General features: G+C 65.0%; 17 protein-coding genes and 1 tRNA gene. 4 read left to right on the top strand and 14 right to left on the bottom strand.

Annotated elements, in window-relative coordinates; genetic code table 11:
- Nucleotides 1–22: 22 nt before the first annotated feature.
- Nucleotides 23–961 (bottom strand): Bax inhibitor-1/YccA family membrane protein, encoded by a 939-nt coding sequence (locus tag QRN11_RS06495; RefSeq protein WP_091423086.1) that lies wholly within the window; start codon nt 959–961, stop codon nt 23–25.
- Between the two features lie 473 nt (nt 962–1,434).
- Here QRN11_RS06495 and QRN11_RS06490 point away from each other — a divergent pair, with 473 nt between their 5' ends.
- Genes QRN11_RS06490 through QRN11_RS06475 form a run of 4 tightly spaced genes read left to right on the top strand, consistent with a single transcriptional unit; the run spans nt 1,435 to nt 5,581 of the window.
- Complete coding sequence (locus QRN11_RS06490) at nt 1,435–2,730, top strand: branched-chain amino acid ABC transporter permease (RefSeq protein WP_285250315.1); 1,296 nt, start codon at nt 1,435–1,437, stop codon at nt 2,728–2,730.
- A gap of 9 nt (nt 2,731–2,739) precedes the next feature.
- Nucleotides 2,740–3,708, top strand: coding sequence for a branched-chain amino acid ABC transporter permease (locus QRN11_RS06485; protein WP_091423088.1), 969 nt, complete (start codon nt 2,740–2,742; stop codon nt 3,706–3,708).
- Nucleotides 3,705–4,802: an ABC transporter ATP-binding protein gene (locus QRN11_RS06480; protein ID WP_285250314.1), complete on the top strand. Its 1,098-nt coding sequence runs from the start codon at nt 3,705–3,707 to the stop codon at nt 4,800–4,802. Before QRN11_RS06485 ends, QRN11_RS06480 begins: the two co-directional genes overlap by 4 nt.
- Nucleotides 4,799–5,581 (top strand): ABC transporter ATP-binding protein, encoded by a 783-nt coding sequence (locus QRN11_RS06475; RefSeq protein ID WP_091423090.1) that lies wholly within the window; start codon nt 4,799–4,801, stop codon nt 5,579–5,581. Before QRN11_RS06480 ends, QRN11_RS06475 begins: the two co-directional genes overlap by 4 nt.
- A gap of 69 nt (nt 5,582–5,650) precedes the next feature.
- Here the strand turns inward: QRN11_RS06475 and QRN11_RS06470 are convergent, their stop codons facing one another.
- The 13 genes from QRN11_RS06470 to QRN11_RS06410 all read right to left on the bottom strand — a co-directional run bounded on the left by QRN11_RS06470 (nt 5,651) and on the right by QRN11_RS06410 (nt 18,672).
- The gene (locus QRN11_RS06470) at nt 5,651–7,009 is read right to left on the bottom strand and encodes an ABC transporter substrate-binding protein (RefSeq protein WP_285250313.1); all 1,359 of its coding nucleotides are present in this window, start codon (nt 7,007–7,009) and stop codon (nt 5,651–5,653) included.
- 215 nt (nt 7,010–7,224) lie between these two features.
- Nucleotides 7,225–7,301, bottom strand: a tRNA-Leu gene (locus QRN11_RS06465).
- Nucleotides 7,302–7,321: 20 nt separating this feature from the next.
- The gene (locus tag QRN11_RS06460; RefSeq protein WP_285250312.1) at nt 7,322–8,332 is read right to left on the bottom strand and encodes an N-acetyltransferase; all 1,011 of its coding nucleotides are present in this window, start codon (nt 8,330–8,332) and stop codon (nt 7,322–7,324) included.
- A 122-nt stretch (nt 8,333–8,454) separates the two neighbouring features.
- Nucleotides 8,455–9,936, bottom strand: coding sequence for an NAD(P)/FAD-dependent oxidoreductase (locus QRN11_RS06455; protein ID WP_285250311.1), 1,482 nt, complete (start codon nt 9,934–9,936; stop codon nt 8,455–8,457).
- A 60-nt stretch (nt 9,937–9,996) separates the two neighbouring features.
- Nucleotides 9,997–11,361 carry a S8 family serine peptidase gene (locus tag QRN11_RS06450; protein ID WP_285250310.1) on the bottom strand — a complete coding sequence of 455 codons (1,365 nt, stop codon included), beginning with the start codon at nt 11,359–11,361 and terminating at the stop codon, nt 9,997–9,999.
- 27 nt (nt 11,362–11,388) lie between these two features.
- On the bottom strand, nt 11,389–12,336 hold the full coding sequence (locus QRN11_RS06445; RefSeq protein ID WP_285250309.1) for a Ppx/GppA phosphatase family protein: 948 nt from the start codon (nt 12,334–12,336) through the stop codon (nt 11,389–11,391).
- Nucleotides 12,333–13,016, bottom strand: a complete 684-nt coding sequence (locus tag QRN11_RS06440; RefSeq protein WP_285250308.1) for a DUF501 domain-containing protein — start codon at nt 13,014–13,016, stop codon at nt 12,333–12,335. Before QRN11_RS06440 ends, QRN11_RS06445 begins: the two co-directional genes overlap by 4 nt.
- A gap of 28 nt (nt 13,017–13,044) precedes the next feature.
- Nucleotides 13,045–13,743: an FtsB family cell division protein gene (locus tag QRN11_RS06435; protein WP_285250307.1), complete on the bottom strand. Its 699-nt coding sequence runs from the start codon at nt 13,741–13,743 to the stop codon at nt 13,045–13,047.
- A gap of 122 nt (nt 13,744–13,865) precedes the next feature.
- Nucleotides 13,866–15,146 carry a phosphopyruvate hydratase gene (gene eno / locus QRN11_RS06430; RefSeq protein ID WP_285250306.1) on the bottom strand — a complete coding sequence of 427 codons (1,281 nt, stop codon included), beginning with the start codon at nt 15,144–15,146 and terminating at the stop codon, nt 13,866–13,868.
- A gap of 133 nt (nt 15,147–15,279) precedes the next feature.
- Nucleotides 15,280–15,879, bottom strand: a complete 600-nt coding sequence (locus QRN11_RS06425) for a MazG nucleotide pyrophosphohydrolase domain-containing protein (RefSeq protein ID WP_285250392.1) — start codon at nt 15,877–15,879, stop codon at nt 15,280–15,282.
- A gap of 133 nt (nt 15,880–16,012) precedes the next feature.
- The gene (locus QRN11_RS06420; RefSeq protein ID WP_142061712.1) at nt 16,013–17,149 is read right to left on the bottom strand and encodes an adenosine deaminase; all 1,137 of its coding nucleotides are present in this window, start codon (nt 17,147–17,149) and stop codon (nt 16,013–16,015) included.
- Nucleotides 17,150–17,176: 27 nt separating this feature from the next.
- Complete coding sequence (locus tag QRN11_RS06415; protein ID WP_091423118.1) at nt 17,177–17,917, bottom strand: DedA family protein; 741 nt, start codon at nt 17,915–17,917, stop codon at nt 17,177–17,179.
- A gap of 125 nt (nt 17,918–18,042) precedes the next feature.
- Nucleotides 18,043–18,672 carry a DedA family protein gene (locus QRN11_RS06410; protein ID WP_091423120.1) on the bottom strand — a complete coding sequence of 210 codons (630 nt, stop codon included), beginning with the start codon at nt 18,670–18,672 and terminating at the stop codon, nt 18,043–18,045.
- Nucleotides 18,673–18,674: the final 2 nt, after the last annotated feature.

Raw genomic sequence — 18,674 nt, 5'->3', positions numbered from 1 at the left:
ACGGCGGCCTCCCGCTGTGCGGTTAGTCGTCCCCGCGGAGGATGGCCAGCAGGCGGATGATTTCCACGTACAGCCATACGAGGGTGACGGTAAGGCCGAAGGCGGCAGTCCAGGAGAAGCGCTGGGGGGCGCCGCTGCGGACACCGGCCTCGATGCTGGTGAAGTCCATGATCAGGGAGAAAGCGGCCAGGCCGATGGCCAGCAGGCCGATGAACACGCCCAGCGGGATGCCGAAGATTTCAACCTGGGTGCGCAGGCCGAACGGCTCCTGCGTCAGTCCCGTCATCATCATGACCATGTTGATCAGGGCAAACACCGCGTAGCCGATGAGGGCGATCATAAAGAAGCGCATGGCCTTGGGCGTTGCCCGGACCTTGCCGCTCTTGAACAGCACCAGCGTGACGGCGAACACGGACAGCGTACCGATCACAGCCTGCAGGCCGACCCCGGGGAACTGTGCGTCCAGGATACGGGTCAGGCCGCCAAGGAACAGGCCTTCCAGCCCGGCATACGCGAGGATGAGGGCCGGTGAAGGCTGCTTCTTGAAGGTGTTGACCAGAGCCAGCACGAAACCGCCCAGGGCGCCAACAATCATCAGCAGCGACGCTAGGCCCATGCTGACGAACATGGTGACGGCAGCGCCGGCCACCACAACGCCAAGGCAGGCTGCCGTCTTGACGATGACGTCGTCGAACGTCATCCGGCCGGTGTCGGCCGGGCCGGCTGCAGGCTGGTTGTACATCTGCCGCAGCTGCTCGTCGGTCATGGGCTGCTGGCCGTAGCCCTGCTGGCCGTAGGGAGCCTGGCCATACGGCTGCTGGCCGTAGCCCTGCTGGCCGAAGGGCTGGCCATACTGCTGGCCGTAAGGAGCCTGGCCGTAAGGAGCCGGCGGGACAGGCGGTGCCTGGGTGGCTCCACGGAAGCTCTTTCCGTTGAAGATCGGGTTGCCGCCAAGTGCCATTGCGGGATTCCTCCATGTGATGGTGTTTTGTGTTCCTTATGGTTCACGCTACCAATTCCCACGTGGCGGCACCGCTAAAAGTTCCCGCAATAGCAAGGGTGAAACCCAACCGTGACGTCCAGCGGCCGGACTCCCCGGAACCTTTAGGCGGGAGCCTTCCAGGGAAGCACCTTTATTCAACAAAGGTTTTCCCGGCGTCTCCGCCTTTCTCCTGAAGCCGGGCGGCGCCAGTTGTTATCCGATCGCTACATATAAGGCCGGAACCACAGCATTTGACCCTTCTTTTGCGCTGTAGCATAAGCCAAGCAGGGTGACGGAACTCACAGTTGTGATGGGTGCCGGGCCAGTGGGTGCCATCCCCGTCCTGCGACCGTTCGCAGCGGCTGCAGAGGCGCAGCCGAGACCGCCCCCAAGTGGAGGTTTTCAATTTGAGAAGTACACCCCAAGGCCAGCCGGCCGGAAGACGCGGCCGATTGCTGGGACTGCTGGGAGCCATCAGTGCTTCCATCCTGGCGATCCTCCTCGTTGCCGCACCGGCATCCCAGGCCGCTTCCCCCGCACCGACACCATCCCCGTCGAACCAGACCTTCCAGAACAACATCAGCGGATTCCTCCGGGACGACACCCGCGCGCCGCTGGCCGGTGTGACCATCACCGCCAAGAGCGGCGACTTCACCGGAACCACGAAGTCCACTGCAAACGGGGCCTGGAACATCGGCGTGCCGCAGCAAGGTACGTACACGGTGGAGCTGGACGAATCCACCCTGCCGAAGGGCATCACCCTGGCTGAAGGCCAGGAGAACCCGCGCCAGGTGACTTTCAGCCAAACCTCCAACCTGTCGGTGATCTTCGCCTTCGGCAAAGGCATTGTGGTGGAACAGCAGAACTTCGGGCAGAACCTGCTCAACCGCCTCGTGGCCGGGCTCAGTTTTGGCCTCCTGCTGGCCCTGGCCTCGGTGGGCCTGTCACTGATTTTCGGCACCACCGGCCTGACCAACTTCGCACACGGTGAGATGGTGACCCTTGGTGCGGTGCTGGTCTTCGCGTTCAACGCCATCGGCCTTCCGTTCTGGCTGGCGATCCTCCTGTCCCTGCTGGGCGGCGGCCTGTTCGGCTATGCGCAGGACCGGGGGCTGTGGCGGCCACTGCGGCGCCGCGGCACCGGGCTGGTCCCCATGATGATCGTCAGCATCGGCCTCGCCCTGGCGGTGCGCTACGTGATCCAGTTCTACTTCGGCGGCGCCACCCAGCAGCTGCCGTTCGCACAGAGCCCCGAAATCCAGCTCGGACCGGTTTCGATCTCACCGAACAACCTCTGGTCCCTGGGCATCAGCGCGGTGGTTATTGCCCTGATCGGCGTGGTGCTCCTCAAGACCAGGCTGGGCAAGGCCACCCGCGCAGTGGCAGACAACCCAGCCCTCGCCGCGGCATCCGGGATCGACGTTGACGGAGTGATCCGCCTCGTCTGGATCACCGGCGGCATGCTGGCATCCCTCGGCGGCATCCTCTGGGCCTACTACCGCCCCGGCGTCACCTTCGATATGGGCTCGGCCATCCTCCTGCTCATCTTCGCCGGCGTCACCCTGGGCGGCCTGGGAACCGTGTTCGGCGCCCTGATCGGGTCGATCATCGTCGGCATCTTCGTGGAACTCACCACCGTGTTCGGCCTCGCCGCCGACCTCAAATACGTGGGCGCCCTGTTCATCATGATCGTTGTCCTTCTGTTCCGGCCCCAGGGCATCCTGGGCCGGCGCGAGCGCGTGGGTTAGGAGACAGCCATGGACTTTGGATTCATACTTGCCAGCGCTGCCGGCGAAATTTTCAGCCCGACGACGGCGGCCTATGCCTTGGCCGCACTCGGCCTCGCCGTGCACTTCGGGTACTCCGGGCTGCTGAACTTCGGGCAGGCGGGTTTTATGGCGGTGGGAGCCTACGGCTTCGCCATCTCCACCCTCACCTTCGGTGTCCCGTTTTTCGTCGGGCTGCTGATCGCCGTCATTGCCTCCTCGATTTTTGCCCTCCTGCTGGGTATTCCCACGCTGCGGCTTCGAGCCGACTACCTGGCCATCGTCACCATCGCGGCCGCGGAAATCGTCCGGTACATCGTGACCACCAACCAGCTCACCTCGGTGACCGGCTCAGCCAACGGCCTCGCCGCGTTCGAGGGCGGGTTCTACTCAATGAACCCGTTCCCCGAAGGTTCCTACTTCGGCATGAACAACCGCGACTTCTTTATCCGGCTGGTGGGGTGGGCCCTGGTGGCCGTCTGCTGCACGCTCGTGTGGCTGCTGATGCGGAGCCCCTGGGGACGCGTCCTCAAGGGCATCCGTGAAGACGAGAACGCCGTCCGGTCCCTGGGCAAGAACGTCTACGCCTACAAGATGCAGGCCCTCATCATCGGCGGCGTCCTCGGCGCGCTGGCCGGCATGGTGTTCACCCTCCCCCGCGGAGCGGTCCAGCCGGCAAACTACGGAACAGAGCTGACGTTCTTCCTCTACACTTGCCTCCTGCTCGGCGGCCTGGGCACTGTGCTCGGTCCGGTGATCGGCGCCATGATCTTCTGGGTTGTCCTCTCCCTGACCCAGGGCATCCTGTACGGCCTGATCGAATCGGGGGCCGTCACGTGGCTCAACACGGTCCAGGCCGGGCAGCTGCGCTACATCCTGGTGGGCGTCGCCCTGATGCTGCTGATGATCTTCAGGCCCCAGGGCGTCTTTGGAAACAAGAAGGAGCTGGCGTTCGCATGAGCATGCACGGCACGGAACCAACCAATCCCGGCTCCGCGGAGCCGGACTACATGACCGATGCCCGGCCCATCGCGGCCGGCGACATCGGACCCGGCTGCAAGAAGCGCGATCCCATCGTGGTGGCGGAGAACGTCACCCGAAGCTTCGGCGGCATCAACGCGGTGGACGTCGAATACCTCGAAATTCCCCGCCATAAGATCACAGCCCTCATTGGTCCCAACGGAGCGGGCAAGACCACCCTGTTCAACCTCCTCACGGGCTTTGATACTCCCAATACCGGCAAATGGCAGTTTGAGGGCAAGAGCATTGCCGGAGTTTCGCCGTACAAGGTGGCGCGGATGGGAATGGTACGCACCTTCCAGCTCACCAAGGTCATGGGCAAACTGACCGTTATGGAGAACATGCGGCTCGGCGCGGCAAACCAGCCCGGGGAAAGCCTGGCCAAGGCTTTGTTCAAGGGCATCTGGGGCGGCCGGGAGAAACAAATCACCGCCGAGGCGGACGTCCTCCTCGAGAAGTTCAAGCTGGATACCAAAAAGGACGACTACGCGGCATCCCTTTCCGGCGGTCAGCGCAAGCTCCTTGAAATGGCCCGCTCCCTGATGGTGCGGCCCAAGCTGGTGATGCTGGATGAGCCCATGGCTGGCGTGAACCCGGCGTTGACGCAGTCTTTGCTGGACCACATTAAGAACCTCAAGGCAGAAGGCATGACCGTGCTGTTCGTCGAACACGACATGCACATGGTCCGCCACATAGCCGACTGGGTGGTGGTGATGGCCGAGGGCAAGGTGGTGGCTGAGGGCCCGCCGACCGAGGTCATGAAAAACCCCGCCGTCATTGATGCCTATCTCGGCGCCCACCACGATGTGGACCTGGGCGACTCGGAGGGCATCAAGGAACTCGCAGCTGAGCTGGTGAGCGATGAAGAGTCGATTGTGGGAACCGAAAATGCGGGCATCATCTCACTTGATGTGGTGGCCGAAGAAACCGGAACATCCCGGCAGGCGGAACGGCCTGCCGGGGACGGGGCCACCGGCCGCCACAGCAGCACGGATGTCAGTGGCAGGGACCGCACAGAGAAGGACAGCCAATGAGCAGCAGTACAAGCGCGGCGCCCGCCGCCCAGCCGGTCAGCGACAGCGACTCGGTGGTGAAGGTCACCAACCTGGTGGCAGGCTACCTGCCGGGTGTCAACATCCTCAACGGCTGCAGTATTGAGGCCCGCAAAGGCGAACTCATCGGCATCATCGGCCCCAACGGTGCCGGCAAGTCGACGCTCCTCAAGGCCATGTTCGGGCTGGTCAAGGTCCATTCGGGCACCGTGGTGGTCCGCGGCCAGGACATTACCGGGCTGAAGGCCAACAAGCTGGTGAGCCGCGGCGTGGGATTTGTTCCGCAGACGAACAATGTTTTTGCTGCTTTGACCATCGAGGAAAACCTCCAGATGGGCATGTTCCAGCGGCCCAAGGACTTCGCCGAGCGCTTCGATTTCGTCACCAGCCTGTTCCCCGAGCTCGGCAAGCGCCGCGCACAACGGGCAGGCTCGTTGTCCGGCGGTGAGCGGCAGATGGTGGCCATGGGGCGGGCCCTGATGATGGACCCGGCAGTGCTGCTGCTGGACGAGCCCTCCGCGGGGCTCTCCCCCGTCAAGCAGGACGAGACATTCCTCCGGGTCCATGAGATCAACCGGGCAGGCGTGTCCGTGATCATGGTGGAACAGAACGCCCGCCGGTGCCTGCAGATCTGCGACCGTGGCTACGTCCTGGACCAGGGCAGGGATGCCTACACCGGCACCGGCCGTGAGCTGATGAAGGACCCTAAGGTCATCCAGCTCTACCTCGGCACCCTGGCCGACACTGTCGAAGAGGGCTAAACGCCGGTAACAGAAAGGGAGCCTCCGTCCAGTTGGACGGAGGCTCCCTTTCTGTGTCAGGAACTGCTGCTAGAGCTTGCCAAACTCAGACTGGAGGGGCTTGAGCTTGTTGTCGTTGGTGTACTCGTAGATGCCGATGTAGGCCTCGGTGGGGTCACCGGCATCGGAGAAGGTCACCGGACCTGACTGGCCGTCATAGTCGATGTCCTTGCCCTCGCGCAGCAGGGTGACGCAGGAGGAGAAGTTGCTGCACTTCTCGCCCGACTCCGAGACTCCCTTGAGCTGCTTGGCGATCTCCGGACCACTGGTGCTGCCGGCGGCTTCGGAAGCCAACGCGATCAGGTTCACGGCGTCAAAGGACTCGCCGCCGTAGGTGAAGTCCTTCAGGGCCGGATCAATTTGGAGGAGCTTCTTCGTGAACGCTTCGTTAGCGAACGTTCCGGGGAACGTTCCGTGCGCGCCCAGCATGGTCCCGGCCTGGAAGTCCTTGCTGTAGTCGGAAGTGTTGCCGTCCACCAGGAACATCTGGCTGGGCTTGGCGCCCTTGCCGGAAATCAGCGGGACGATGCTCTTGGCCTGGTCAAAGGTGATCAGGGCGATGGCGTCAGGCTTAGCAGCAAGGACTTTGTCCACCTGGCTGCTGAACTGACTGTCGCCCTCATTGAAGAGTTCCTCGGCAACCACCTTGCCGCCGGCCCCTTCGAAGGCGGCCTTGATGTTCTTTGCAAGGCCCGTACCGTAGGCATCGTTCAGGACGATCATGCCCACTGTCTGTGCGCCACACGTTGCCATGTAGTTGCCCAGGACCTTGCCCTGCAGTACGTCCGAGGGTGCCGTGCGCCAGTAGAGGCCTTTGTCATCCCAGGTGGTGAAATCGGGCGAGGTGTTCGCCGGCGAGAATTGAAGGACACCGGCACCGGTGATTTGGTTGATAACCGTCTTGGAAACACCCGAGGATGCCGCGCCGATGATCGCGTTGACGCCCTGGCCGAGCAGGGCGTTGGTGGACTGGGTGGCGATGTCCGTCTTGGTGTCACCGGAATCCCGATGGACAACCTCAATGGGCTTGCCCAGGACGCCGCCGGCGTCATTGACTTCCTTGACGCCGAGGTTCACGCCTGCAATTTCGGGCGGACCAAGGTAAGCCAGTGAACCGGTGGTGGGCAGCAGCGAACCAAGCTTGAGCGGGGTTGCGGTTGAACCCTTGGACGGTGGAACCGCTCCACCTCCGCCTCCACCGGTGGCGGGCGCGGAGCTTCCGCCCGTGGAGCCTGGAGCCGGGCATGCAATTCCTGCCGCAGCGGCGGTGGTGGACTCGGACGCCGTGGGTGTGGACGAACCGCCGCAGGCTGTCGCCATAAAGGCAACGCCGATGCCAAGCACTGTCAGCTTGGCGGCGCGGGTTCCCGCATGGGGGAATAAAGTCATTTACGAGCTCCTCGATCTAAAGGTGCGAACGGCCTTTGACACGAAAAATCAGGTGTTCCTGATTTAGCTTCAAGCTAATGCATATCCCAGGCGAACATAAGTGACTGAGGTCACATCTACATAACAGTCGTTGCATATGTGGAATTAAACGCAGGAAGCCGCCCGCGAGGCGGGCGGCTTCCATTGATCACCGCCCTCGAAGGCGGGCGGCGCGTTGGTACCCCAGGTGGGACTCGAACCCACAACACGCGGATTTTAAGTCCGCTGCCTCTGCCAATTGGGCTACTGGGGCAACGGATCCATGGTATCCCGTCAGAGACGGGTGAATGGTTCGGCGTACCGGAAGACGCCGTGGATGCCGCCGGGCCAGAGCGCGAGCGGCAGGAGCTGGAAATTGTCGCCCCACACTTCCTCAGGCGGCAGGACGCCCAGCGAGGCAGCAGGAACGAAGCCAAACCGCGGGTAGTACCCTGTGCTGCCCAGGAGGGCGATGCCGTTCTCCCCCGCCGCGTTGGCCCGGGCGATGGTCTCCTTCATCAGGGCGGAGCCTATTCCCTGTCTCTGGAGCCGCGGTGTAACACTGATCGGGCCGAGTCCGAGGAGTTCCTGGCTGCCCACCCATCCGCGCGTGCTGATGACATGGCCCACCACTTCGCCGTCCAGCTCCGCCACCACACTGAAGCCGGGCAGGTATTCCCGGGAGTCAAACAGTTCCCGGAGCACATTGACTTCCACCGGTTCCCCGTCAGCGGGAAGGCCGGTAGCCGGGGAGATGGCGAATGCTTCGGCTGTCAGCGCGAGGATCGCATCCCTGTCGGCCGGAGCTTCGTCGCGCAGCTGCAGTCCGGGGATGGGAGGCCGTACCTCATCCAGCCCGTGCGCGTTGCCCGCCAGCTGGACGGGCTCCAGCAACCCGGCGGGGCTCTGCCTGCTCCGGGCGGAAAGTCCAGCAAGGACCTCAAGAGCCCGTGGTGCGTCAGCCACCGGCACCAGGAGGTGGTCGTGATGGAAGCCTGCCAGGACGTTGCAGCTGATCCGGGCCTCCGTGAGGGCTTTGCTGACTGCGGCGGTCAGTCCCACGGCTTCCAGCGCGGAATGGATTTCCAGGGTGATCCAGGCCGCCACAAAGTCGTAGGACAGCCCTTCCCTGTCCGCTGCGGTCCGGGGAAGCACCACCGTCAGGCCTTCGGCTTCGCGGACCGCCGCCTCGATGCCGGGCGCCAGGGGCCGGCCATGCGGCCACAGGACGTAGACATACTCGCCGCTGCGCTGTACCGGGTGCATCCCCGCGAGCAGGGCCTGCAGGTTCTTCTCGCCAGTCATGCTGCCAGTCTAGAAGGGGAAAAGTTGCGCCGACGCAAACGGCGGCCGTCCCCCAACAGGGGACAGCCGCCGTCGTGCGTTAAGGCAGGGTGTTCAAACCCGTGCCCCGGGCAGAACCGGTGTTACTTGGCGTTGGCCGTAACGGCTTCCTTGGGATCAACCTTGGTCTTTTCCGCTGATCCTGCAGCGCCTGCCGGCGGTGCGGCGTCGACAGCAGGTGCGGCCGCGGGCTTGGGAGCCGGGGTGGCTGCTGCCACGAAGGCGCCGCGGGGGTTGTCCAGGTCCAGCAGCTGCGTGGTGTCGCGGCCGGCGAAGAAGGCGAGGATCCAGTTGAAGATCACACGGAACTTGCGCTCGAACGTGGGCATGGCCAGGCCGTGGTAGCCACGGTGTGCCAGCCAGGCGAGCCCGCCCTTGAGGCCAATGCTGCCCACGAGGTTGATGTTGGCAACACCCTTCCACTCGCCGAAGCCGGCAACGGCGCCCAGGTTCTTGTGCTTGTAGTCCTTGAGCGGCTTGTCCCAGCGGGAGGCCCACAGGTTCTTGGCGAGGCGCTTGGCCTGGCGGAGTGCGTGCTGGGCGTTGGGGACGCAGGTGCCGTCCGGGAGGCCCTTGCCGGTGAGGTCCGGAACGGCGGCGATGTCGCCGGCGGCCCAGGCGTTGTCGATGATGCCTTCGTCACCGGCGATGCGCAGGTCCGGAAGGACACGCACGCGGCCGCGGGGCTCCAGCGGGAAGTCGGTGGAGCGGACCATGGGGTTGGCCTGCACGCCTGCGGTCCACACCAGGGTGTCCGCTTCGAATTCCTGGGCCGGGGACTTGTCCGGCAGGTTGATGAGCTTGAGGGTGCCTTCGGCGCTGTCCAGCGAGGTGTTCAGCAGCACCTCGATGCCGCGGCTGCGGAGGTGCTCCACAACCCATTCGGCCTGCTTGGCAGTAACTTCCGGCATGATCCGGCCCATGGCTTCGACCAGGACGAAGCGGACTTCCTCCTGCTTGATGCGCGGGTTGTTGCGGACCGCGGCGCGGGCCAGGTCCTCCATCTCGGTGATGCACTCGATGCCGGCGAAACCGCCGCCCACCACTACGAAGGTGAGGGCCTTGGCGCGGGCAGCGGGGTCGGTCATGGTGGAGGCGAGTTCGATGCGCTCCAGGAGCTTGTTGCGCAGGGCAACGGCTTCCTCGATGGTCTTCAGGCCAATGCCCTTGTCCGCGAGGCCCTTGATGGGGAAGGTGCGGGTGATGGCGCCGGCGGCCAGGACGACGTCGAAATAGGGAACCTCGAAAGGTGCGCCGCCATCGGCGGGAGCCACTACCGCGGTGCGGTTTTCGTGGTCGATCGAGGTGACGCGGCCCTGGATCAGTTCGGTCCGCTGGAGGTGCTTGCGGTGGGAGACCACGGCATGGCGGGCCTCGATGTTGCCGCCGGCCACCTCGGGCAGGAACGGCTGGTAGGTCATGTAGGGCAGTGGATCCACGAGGGTGACGATGCCACCGGCATTCGCGATCTTCTTCTGCAGTTTGAGTGCTACGTACAGGCCGACGTACCCGCCGCCGACGACGAGTACCCGGGGACGGTCCTGGAGCTCTGGGGTGGTTGCCATAGCTCCAAGGATACAGCAGTTTGTGAAAATCTTCACTAACTGCCGGGAAGGCTCCGGACCCTAGGTTGGCCGGCGGGAATCCACCCTGTCCACCACCCCGGTATCGGGCTCCTCCCGCAGTTCACCCGGGTTCCTGGCGGCCCGCCTCAGCTGGATGACCGCTGCCGCAATAATGGCCACAAACAGCAGGCCAAAACCGATCACGACGGCGGCGCCCAGGGCACTGTCCCGCTGGGAGGGGGCCTTCACTGCGGGCACGGTGGCCTCCGGCAGCGTGGGTACTGCGCTGGGGACCTCAGCGGTGGGCACGGGAGTGGGTGTGGCAAGGTTTCCGCGGCGGTGGACCCTGATCCATTCGGCGATGGAACCCAGCGGGTTGGCCGACACCTCAGGAACGTCGTCCTTGAGGGCTGCCTCCGCATTCAGCACCCCGAAACCGTAAAGGGGGTCCTTGCCGGGGGCGCCCGAGTCCTTGGCCGTGGCAACAATCCTGTTGATGACCTGCTTGGCGCTCATGTCCGGCCACTTGGACCGGATCAGCGCAGCTACCCCGGCAACTATGGGCGTGGAGCCTGACGTTCCGGCCCATTCCGCATAGCTGCCGCCGGGAACACCGCCCAGCAGGTTTTCGGCCGGAGCCGCAACGCCGATGCTGATGCCCTGCGAGGATGCGTCAACAGACGCGGTTCCCTTGCGGTCCAGTCCGGCCACGGTAAGGACTCCCGGAATAGTGGCAGGTGCGCCCACCTGGATATTGCCGCCCACCCGGTTGCCGGCGGCGGCAACGATCACCACGTCTTTTTGCTCAGCATAGAGGAAGGCGGCGTCCCAGCTCTGCGGCCACTGCGGAGTGGTACTGCCAAGGGAGATGTTGATGACTTTGGCGCCGTTGTCCACGGCCCACCGGACTGCTTCGGGGATCTGGTCCTGGTCACTCTTGCCGGAGGGGTTCGTTGAGCCCAGCCAGGTGGAGACCGAAAGGATCTGGGCTTCCGGAGCCACGCCCACGATTCCGTCCGGCGGAAGTCCTGATGGTGCCGGTGATGGACTGGCTGTGGCATCGGCAGGCTGGTGTCCGCGTCCTGCAAGCATGGTGGCCACCAGGGTGCCGTGTTCGGTCTTGGAGCCCACCACCTTTTGGCCGTCGGGTTGCCCTGAGCCCGAAGCGTCGTAGCCGCCCACCACGGCGCCCTTGAGGTCAGGGTGCTTGGCGTCCACGCCGCTGTCGATCACGGCCACCTTGACGCCGGCGCCCTTGGAGACTTCCCAGGCCTTGGTGATTCCGGATTCAGCGAGCCAGTACTGCTTGTCGCGCCACTCGTCCGCCCGGGCATCGGGTGCGGTGAAGAGCCCTGTTCCGAGGCAGCAGGCGGCCAGGAGCAGTACGAGCAGGGCCGCGCCGGCCCGCCCGAGCGGTGACGTCATCCCGGTTCCATGTTTCTGCATGGGCGGTCAGCCGATGCTCAGGGCGATGCCGTCGAGGATGTCGTGTTCGCTCGCCGTGGCGGTGGTGATACGGCCTCCGGTCAGTTCGTGCAGCCGTTCGAGGATCCGGCCCCACACCAGTCCACCTGCGCCGATGACGTCCACGCGGCCCGGGTGCATGTAGGGCAGGGCGGCGCGGTCTGCGCGGTCCATGGCCAGGAGGTCGTTGGCGGCGGCGCGGACAGTATCCAGGGGCAGCTCGGTGCCGTGGATCGCGTCCGGCGAATATTCGGGCAGCCGCATGGCGTGCGCGGTAATGGTGGTGATGGAGCCGGCAACGCCGACGACGGCGGTGGCGCGTTCCAGCGGAACGTCCTGGCCCGCGCGGGCAATGGCGTTGTCCACATCGGCCTGGGCAGCCGCGATCTGTTCCGGCGTGGGCGGATCCTGGCGCAGGTGGCGTTCGGTGAGGCGGACGCATCCGATGTCCACCGATTTGGCGGCCGTGACCCCGGCCGCGGTGCCGAGGACGAACTCGGTGCTTCCGCCGCCGAGGTCCACCACCAGCACTTCCTGGCCGTCCAGGATAGGCAGGACGCTGCTGGCGCCGGCAAAGGACAGGGCGGCTTCCTCATCTCCCGTGATGACCTCGGGTTCCACGCCGAGCAGGGTACGGATGCCGTCAACGAAAACGTCCCGGTTCCGGGCGTCGCGGCTTGCCGAGGTGGCAACGAAGCGTACTTTGACCGCTTCGTGCTCCTTGATGAGCCGGGCGTAATCGGCGGTGGCTGCGAAGGTGCGTTCCAGGGCTTCGGGGGCCAGTTCACCGGTGGCGTCCACGCCCTGGCCCAGCCGGACCACACGCATTTCGCGCACAACGTCGGTGAGGGTGGCGGTGCCGTTGCTGCGCCCGATGTCCGCGATCAGGAGGCGGATGGAGTTGGTGCCACAGTCGATGGCGGCGACCCGCGTCACTGGTCCGCCCCTGCAGTGCCGGCTGTGGTGCCAGAGGCCTTGCGGACGGGTGCGGGCCGGCCCACGATATCAGGCAGCCCCTGCGGGCCGTGGCGGCTCAGGTCCCTGGAGGGCGCCTCCCCGGAGGTGTCCCATGCCCCGGCGCAGTAGCACTTGTCTGCAGTCCACCACTCGCTGATGGCGGTGATGGCCTGGTCGCCGAGGGGGTTGACACCGGGACCGGCGGCCAGCGAGTGGCCCACCAGGACGTGGAGGCATTTGACGCGGGTGGGCATACCGCCGGCGGAAATACCGTCGATTTCAGGAACTGCACCGATGCCAGATCGCTCGCCAATGGCAGCCCGGGCGGCCAGGTAGGCCTCATGGGCGCCGCGGTAGGCAGCGGCCAGTTCCTCATCGCCGGCAAGCTGGTCATTCATCTCATTCATCACTCCTGCCGCTTCGAGCCTGGAGACGGCGGAGGTGATGACGGGGTGGGTGAGGTAAAAGGTGGTGGGGAAGGGTGTCCCGTTGCCCAGCCGCGGAGCGGTGGCCGCCACCAGCGGGTTGCCGCAGACGCACCGTGCAGGAATTTCCACTACGTCACGGACCGGCCGTCCCAGTTGGCGGCTCAGTACTTCCAGGTCCTGCGGTGATGGTTGGCGGGATTCGTCCCGGGCGGCTGCCGTGTAGGGTTCCACTGTCGCTGGCCGTCCTTCCTGTTGCTGTTCAGTCTGTGGCCGCGCGCGTGATGGACTCCCACAGGGAATCCACCCACGGCAGATCGGCGGGGTCTTGTGCTGCTGCACCGGTCTGGCTACCGGTTTCTCCGGCCGGCAGATCGCTGCCGAAGACCCAGTAGCCGGTTTCACCCGGCATAACCATGTTAATGCGGTCGCGGGCCTGCTGTTTCACGTAGTTGGGGTCCTGCCAGCGGGAGACCTGCTGCCGCAGGCTGTTGCCTTCGGCCTCACGGGCAGCGATATCGGCGTTCAGGGCTGCTATTTCGGCCCTCTTGTCGAAGAAGATCTTCACCGTGGGCGCCAGCATGATGGTGATGGCAATCATGACTACAGCCAGCGCGAGCATCCGTCCGGAGAACGCCTTGGCCGGTACGGGCTGCTGCTCCTCCGCCAGGTCTGTGCCGGCCCTCCGGGAGGCGCCATGGGCGCCGGTACCCTTCCCGCCGCCGTCGGACGTTTTTGCAGACCCCCTTGCCGAAGGGGGCCGCGATGAGTTGTCCGCTCCCGCTGTACGGTGGCTGGCCTGCGCGTTTCCCGATACTTCGTGGCCGGCCGCAGCCGTGCCCGGTTTTCCCTTGGCCGAACCAAAATCAGCGCGGATGATGTCGGCGGTTTCGTGGTCCGCCTGTGTGGTGCCCTGGCGGGCTGTGGCAACCTTGGGAACTTTGGGACGGCGGGTAGCCATGACACTCCTGAAACGCGCAGCCTGCCTGGGGCCGCCACTTTTTTGGGCTGGAACAATGCCGAAACAACAACGGTGGCTATGGTCTTTCAACCATAGCCACCGTTGATTGGTTTACGCGGCTACTAGCCCTTGAAACGCGGGAATGCGCTGCGGCCTGCGTAGCGTGCGGCGTCGTCGAGTTCCTCTTCGATGCGCAGCAGCTGGTTGTACTTGGCAACGCGCTCGGAGCGGGCCGGGGCGCCGGTCTTGATCTGGCCGGCGTTGGTGGCCACCGAGATATCGGCGATGGTGGTGTCCTCGGTTTCGCCGGAGCGGTGCGAGGTGATGGTGGTGTAGCCGGCGCGCTGGGCCAGGCTGACGGCGTCGAGCGTCTCCGTGAGGGAGCCGATCTGGTTGACCTTGACCAGCATGGAGTTGGCGGTCTTGGTGTCGATGCCGCGCTGCAGGATGGAGGGGTTGGTGACGAACAGGTCGTCACCCACCAGCTGGACTTTGTCACCAATGGAGTCGGTGAGGGTCTTCCAGCCGTCCCAGTCGTTCTCGTCCAGCGGGTCCTCGATGGAGACCAGCGGGTAGTCGGCGACGAGTTCGGCGTAGTAGGCGCTCATCTCGGCAGAGGTCAGCGACTTGCCCTCGAACTGGTAGGCACCGTCGGTGAAGAACTCGGAGGAGGCAACGTCCAGCGCCAGGGCGATGTCCTTGCCCGGGGTGTAGCCGGCGTTCTTGATGGCTTCCTGGATCAGGTCCAGTGCTGCACGGTTGGACGGCAGGTTGGGTGCGAAGCCGCCTTCGTCGCCCAGGCCGGTGGCGAGGCCCTTTTCCTTCAGGACGGACTTGAGGGCGTGGTAAACCTCAACGCCCCAGCGCAGGCCCTCGGAGAAGGTCTCGGCACCCAGCGGGACAACCATGAATTCCTGGATGTCGACGTCGGAGTCGGCGTGCGAGCCACCGTTGAGGATGTTCATCAGCGGGACCGGCAGGACGTGGGCGTTGGGTCCGCCCAGGTACTTGTAGAGGGGCAGGTCGGCGGAAGCTGCGGCGGCGTTGGCCACGGCCAGGGAGACGCCCAGGATGGCGTTGGCGCCCAGCTTGCCCTTGTTCGGGGTGCCGTCCAGGTCCAGCATGGCCTGGTCGATGCTGCGCTGGTCCGTGGCGTCGAAGCCGGTCAGTGCCGGGGCGATCTGGTCGATGATGGCGTCAACGGCCTTCTGGACGCCCTTGCCAAGGTAGCGGCCCTTGTCGCCGTCACGCAGCTCAACGGCCTCGTGTTCGCCGGTGGAAGCACCGGAGGGAACTGCCGCGCGGCCGATCTGGCCGTCGGTAAGCAGGACTTCAACTTCTACAGTCGGGTTGCCGCGGGAATCGAGGATCTCGCGGGCGTGGATGGCATCGATAAGCGCCATGAATTTGCTCCTTATGGGCGATTAACGGGGGAAATACAGCTGAAAACTCGACGTACTCGTCAGGGACCAGCGTAGTCGAGAGTGGTCCGGGTTACGGAAACCTATCCAGCCCCCGGACGTCATGATGATGCGGTTAACTCTGTTGGTGCTGCTGCTGGTAGTTCCGTACGGCCCGGCGCAGGGCGCGTTCGGCGTCGAATCCGCTGGCATGGGCGGAACGGACGACGGCGAGCAGCAGCCCGCCTAGTTCTTCTTCCGTTTCCGGAATGGGAGCCCCGGCAGGCAGGTCGACGCCGGCCCTTGCAGCGCGGTCGATGGACTTCTGCGCCCGCGCCAGTGCCGGCAGGGCCACCGGGATCCCTGCGAACGGATCCGTGCGCTGCGGCCGCTCTGCCCGTTTCACGGCATCCCATTTCTGCACGATCTCATCGACCGTCGCGGGGAAGCTGTCCTGCAGGGACCCGTCCGGGCGGAACACGTGAGGGTTGCGCCGGACCATTTTGGCACTCAGGCCGCGGGCCACGTCGTCGAACTTAAAGGCGCCGCGTTCCTCGGCGAGGCGGGCATGGAGGACCACCTGAAGCAGGACGTCGCCCAGCTCACCGAGCAGTTCGGCGTCGAAGTGCTGCTCCCACGCGGTTCCGCCTGAAGTTCCTGCCTCGATGGTCTCAGCCACCTCGAAGGCCTCCTCGAGGAGATACTCCACGAGGGACCCATGTGTCAGGGCGCCCATCCAGGGGCAGTGCTCACGCAGGGCGGCGATCCTCCCCAACAGCTCCCCGAGCTCGCAAGCTCGCTCGGGTCCCCCTGCTGCTGTGGGCCCACCTCGCAGCTCCCCCATCGGGGAGCTGCCCGCCGCCTGCTCGTTAGCCAAGGTTTGCGTAAGCGTCGTTGATGTACTCCACCAGCGCTTCCTTCTCCTCCAGCGGCAGGAAGGATGCCTCGGCGGCGTTCAGCGTCAGTTCCAGGAGGTCATCGAGGTCGTAGTCGAAAGTTTCCACCAGCAGTTCGAACTCGTCGGTCAGCGTCACGCCGCTCATCAGCCGGTTATCGGTGTTGATGGTGACGTTGAAGCCCAGCTGGTAGAGCATGTCCAGCGGGTGGCTTTCGATGCCCTCGCCGAACCCGGAAATAGCGCCGGTCTGGAGGTTCGAGGACGGGCAGATTTCCAGGGCGATGCCGCGGTCCCGGACCCAGCTGGAGAGGTCGCCCAGGGTCACCAGGCCGATGGTGTCCTCGGTGTCCTCGTCGTCGTCGAACTCCACCATGATGTCCTCGGCGATGCGGACGCCGTGGCCCAGGCGCAGCGCCCGGCCGTCCACGAGGGCGGACTGGATGCTGTCCAGGCCGGCTGCCTCGCCCGCGTGAACGGTGGCCGGGAAGTTGTGCTGGGCCAGGTAGGTGAACGCGTCCCGAAAGCGGGAAGGCAGGAAGCCGTCTTCGGCGCCGGCGATGTCAAAACCCACCGCGCCCTTGTTCCGGTGGCGGACCGCCAGTTCGGCAATCTCCTGGCCTCGGTCGGCGTGGCGCATTGCGGTGATGAGCTGGCCCACCTGGATTTCGCGTCCGGTCTCCCCCACTGCCTCCACGCCGGCCTCCAGGCCATCCTGCACGGCCTCCACTGCTTCATCGAGGCTGAGGCCCTTCTGCAGGTGCTGCTCCGGAGCCCACCGCACTTCGCCGTACACCACACCGTCATCAGCGAGGTCCTCGACGAATTCCTTGGCAACCCGGAACAGGCCTTCGGCGGTCTGCATCACAGCAACGGTGTGGTCAAAAGTTTCAAGGTAACGGACCAGGGAGCCGGAGTCAGCGGACTCACGGAACCACTGGCCCAGCGCCACGGGATCGGTGGATGGAAGGGTGTGCCCAACGGCCTCGGCCAGTTCGATGATGGTTGCCGGACGGAGTCCTCCGTCCAGGTGGTCGTGAAGGGACACCTTGGGCAGGCTCTTCAGGTCAAAATCGATGGCAGGGGCAGCGTCAACAATAGGCTCAGTCACGTTCCCACCTTAGGGTGGGCAGGGCTTCTATGCCAGCCGCTCCGTGGCCGCATGCTCGCCGTCCCCGGCCGCTGGAGCAAGCAACTCCGCGGTCCCCGGATTCGGCTTCGTGGCACCCGAGCGGCCGCCGTCGAGCCACTCGTCCACTTCTTCGGCGTCGTTGCGGGCGAGGTGCTTATGCCACAACCTGAGCAGGTGGTCGAGGAGGACACCAAGCACGATGGCGAACACCACGGCGATGCCGGCACTGAGCAAGGGGTTGTTGTGCAGCCACGGGAAGGAACTGGCCAGCACGCCGATGCCGATGGAGTACCCCACCCAGGTGATGCAGGCGAAGGCGTCCAGCAGGAAGAAGCGGCGGTGGGAGAAGCCTGTGCTTCCGGCGACGTAATTGACCGCCACCCGGCCCCAGGGAATGTAACGGGCAGTGAAAATCAGCACGGCGCCGCGCTTGTCCAGCTCGTAGCGCGCCCAGCCGAAAGCCTTCTGGACCTTGGGCCGGCGCATCCACTTCCACCGGTTCAGGCCAATCCGGCGTCCAAGCATAAAGGCCATGTTGTCGCCCGCGATGGCGCCCACCAGGGCGGTGAAACCGAGGATCCACAGGTTGGGTTCGCCGCTGTGCCGCGAGAACGCCGCAAGGGCCACGATAAGGGTCTCGCTGGGGACCACCATGGCGAAGCCGTCCACAAAGAAAAACACCAACAGGACCGGGTAAATCCACCACTGGCCCGCTGCATGGAGCACGGCCTCATTAATAAACTCCACGCAGTCTTGCTCCTATGCAACCTGGCGCAGCCGGAAGTGACGCAGCCAAAGCGGAAATCGTTCCTAAGTGTCCCACGGCCAAGGCGCTGTTCGCTACGCCCCTGCCTGCCCGAACAACGCTTCAACTACGCTTCTGGTTCCTTCATCCGCTCCATCATCGGCGCCCGGCGCCGCACCCGGTTGATCACGAGGTCCACTACCACCCCAAGAGCCACCGCGCACACGATGGCGATGGCCGCGCCCAGCAGGTGGTTGTCCTCGAACCACTGGCCGAAAAACAGGCCGATCCCCACTGAATAGCCTGCCCAGAGGGACGCCGAAAGAACGGTCAGGCCCACGAAGCGCAGGTGCGGGTAGTGCGTGACGCCGGCCGTGAGGTTGACGGCCACCCGGCCGATCGGAACAAACCGTGCCACGAGGATGAGCGAGGCCGGGCGCTTGCGCAGTTCCCTGCCCGCCCACCGGAATGCGCTCTGCATCCGGGGGCCCCGCATCCACGCCCAGCGGCTCGTGCCCACCCTCCGCCCGATCAGGTACGCGATGTTGTCGCCGGAGAAAGCCCCGAACGCGGCCACCAGCATCAGGAGCCACGGGTTGGGAACATCCGCCGTGGCCGCTACGGCCGAAAGGCCCACCACCACGGATTCGCTGGGAATGGGGGGAAAGAAGCCGTCAATGATGCAACAGGCCAGAACCAGGAACAGCACCCAGGGCTGACCGGCTGCCGCGAGGATGAAGTCATTGATGGCCTGCATGG

Source organism: Pseudarthrobacter sp. fls2-241-R2A-168 (assembly GCF_030209335.1).
In the GTDB taxonomy this organism is placed as follows: Bacteria; Actinomycetota; Actinomycetes; order Actinomycetales; family Micrococcaceae; genus Arthrobacter.
Note: the sequence above shows the minus strand (reverse complement) of the source record. Positions and strands in the feature narration are given on the sequence as shown.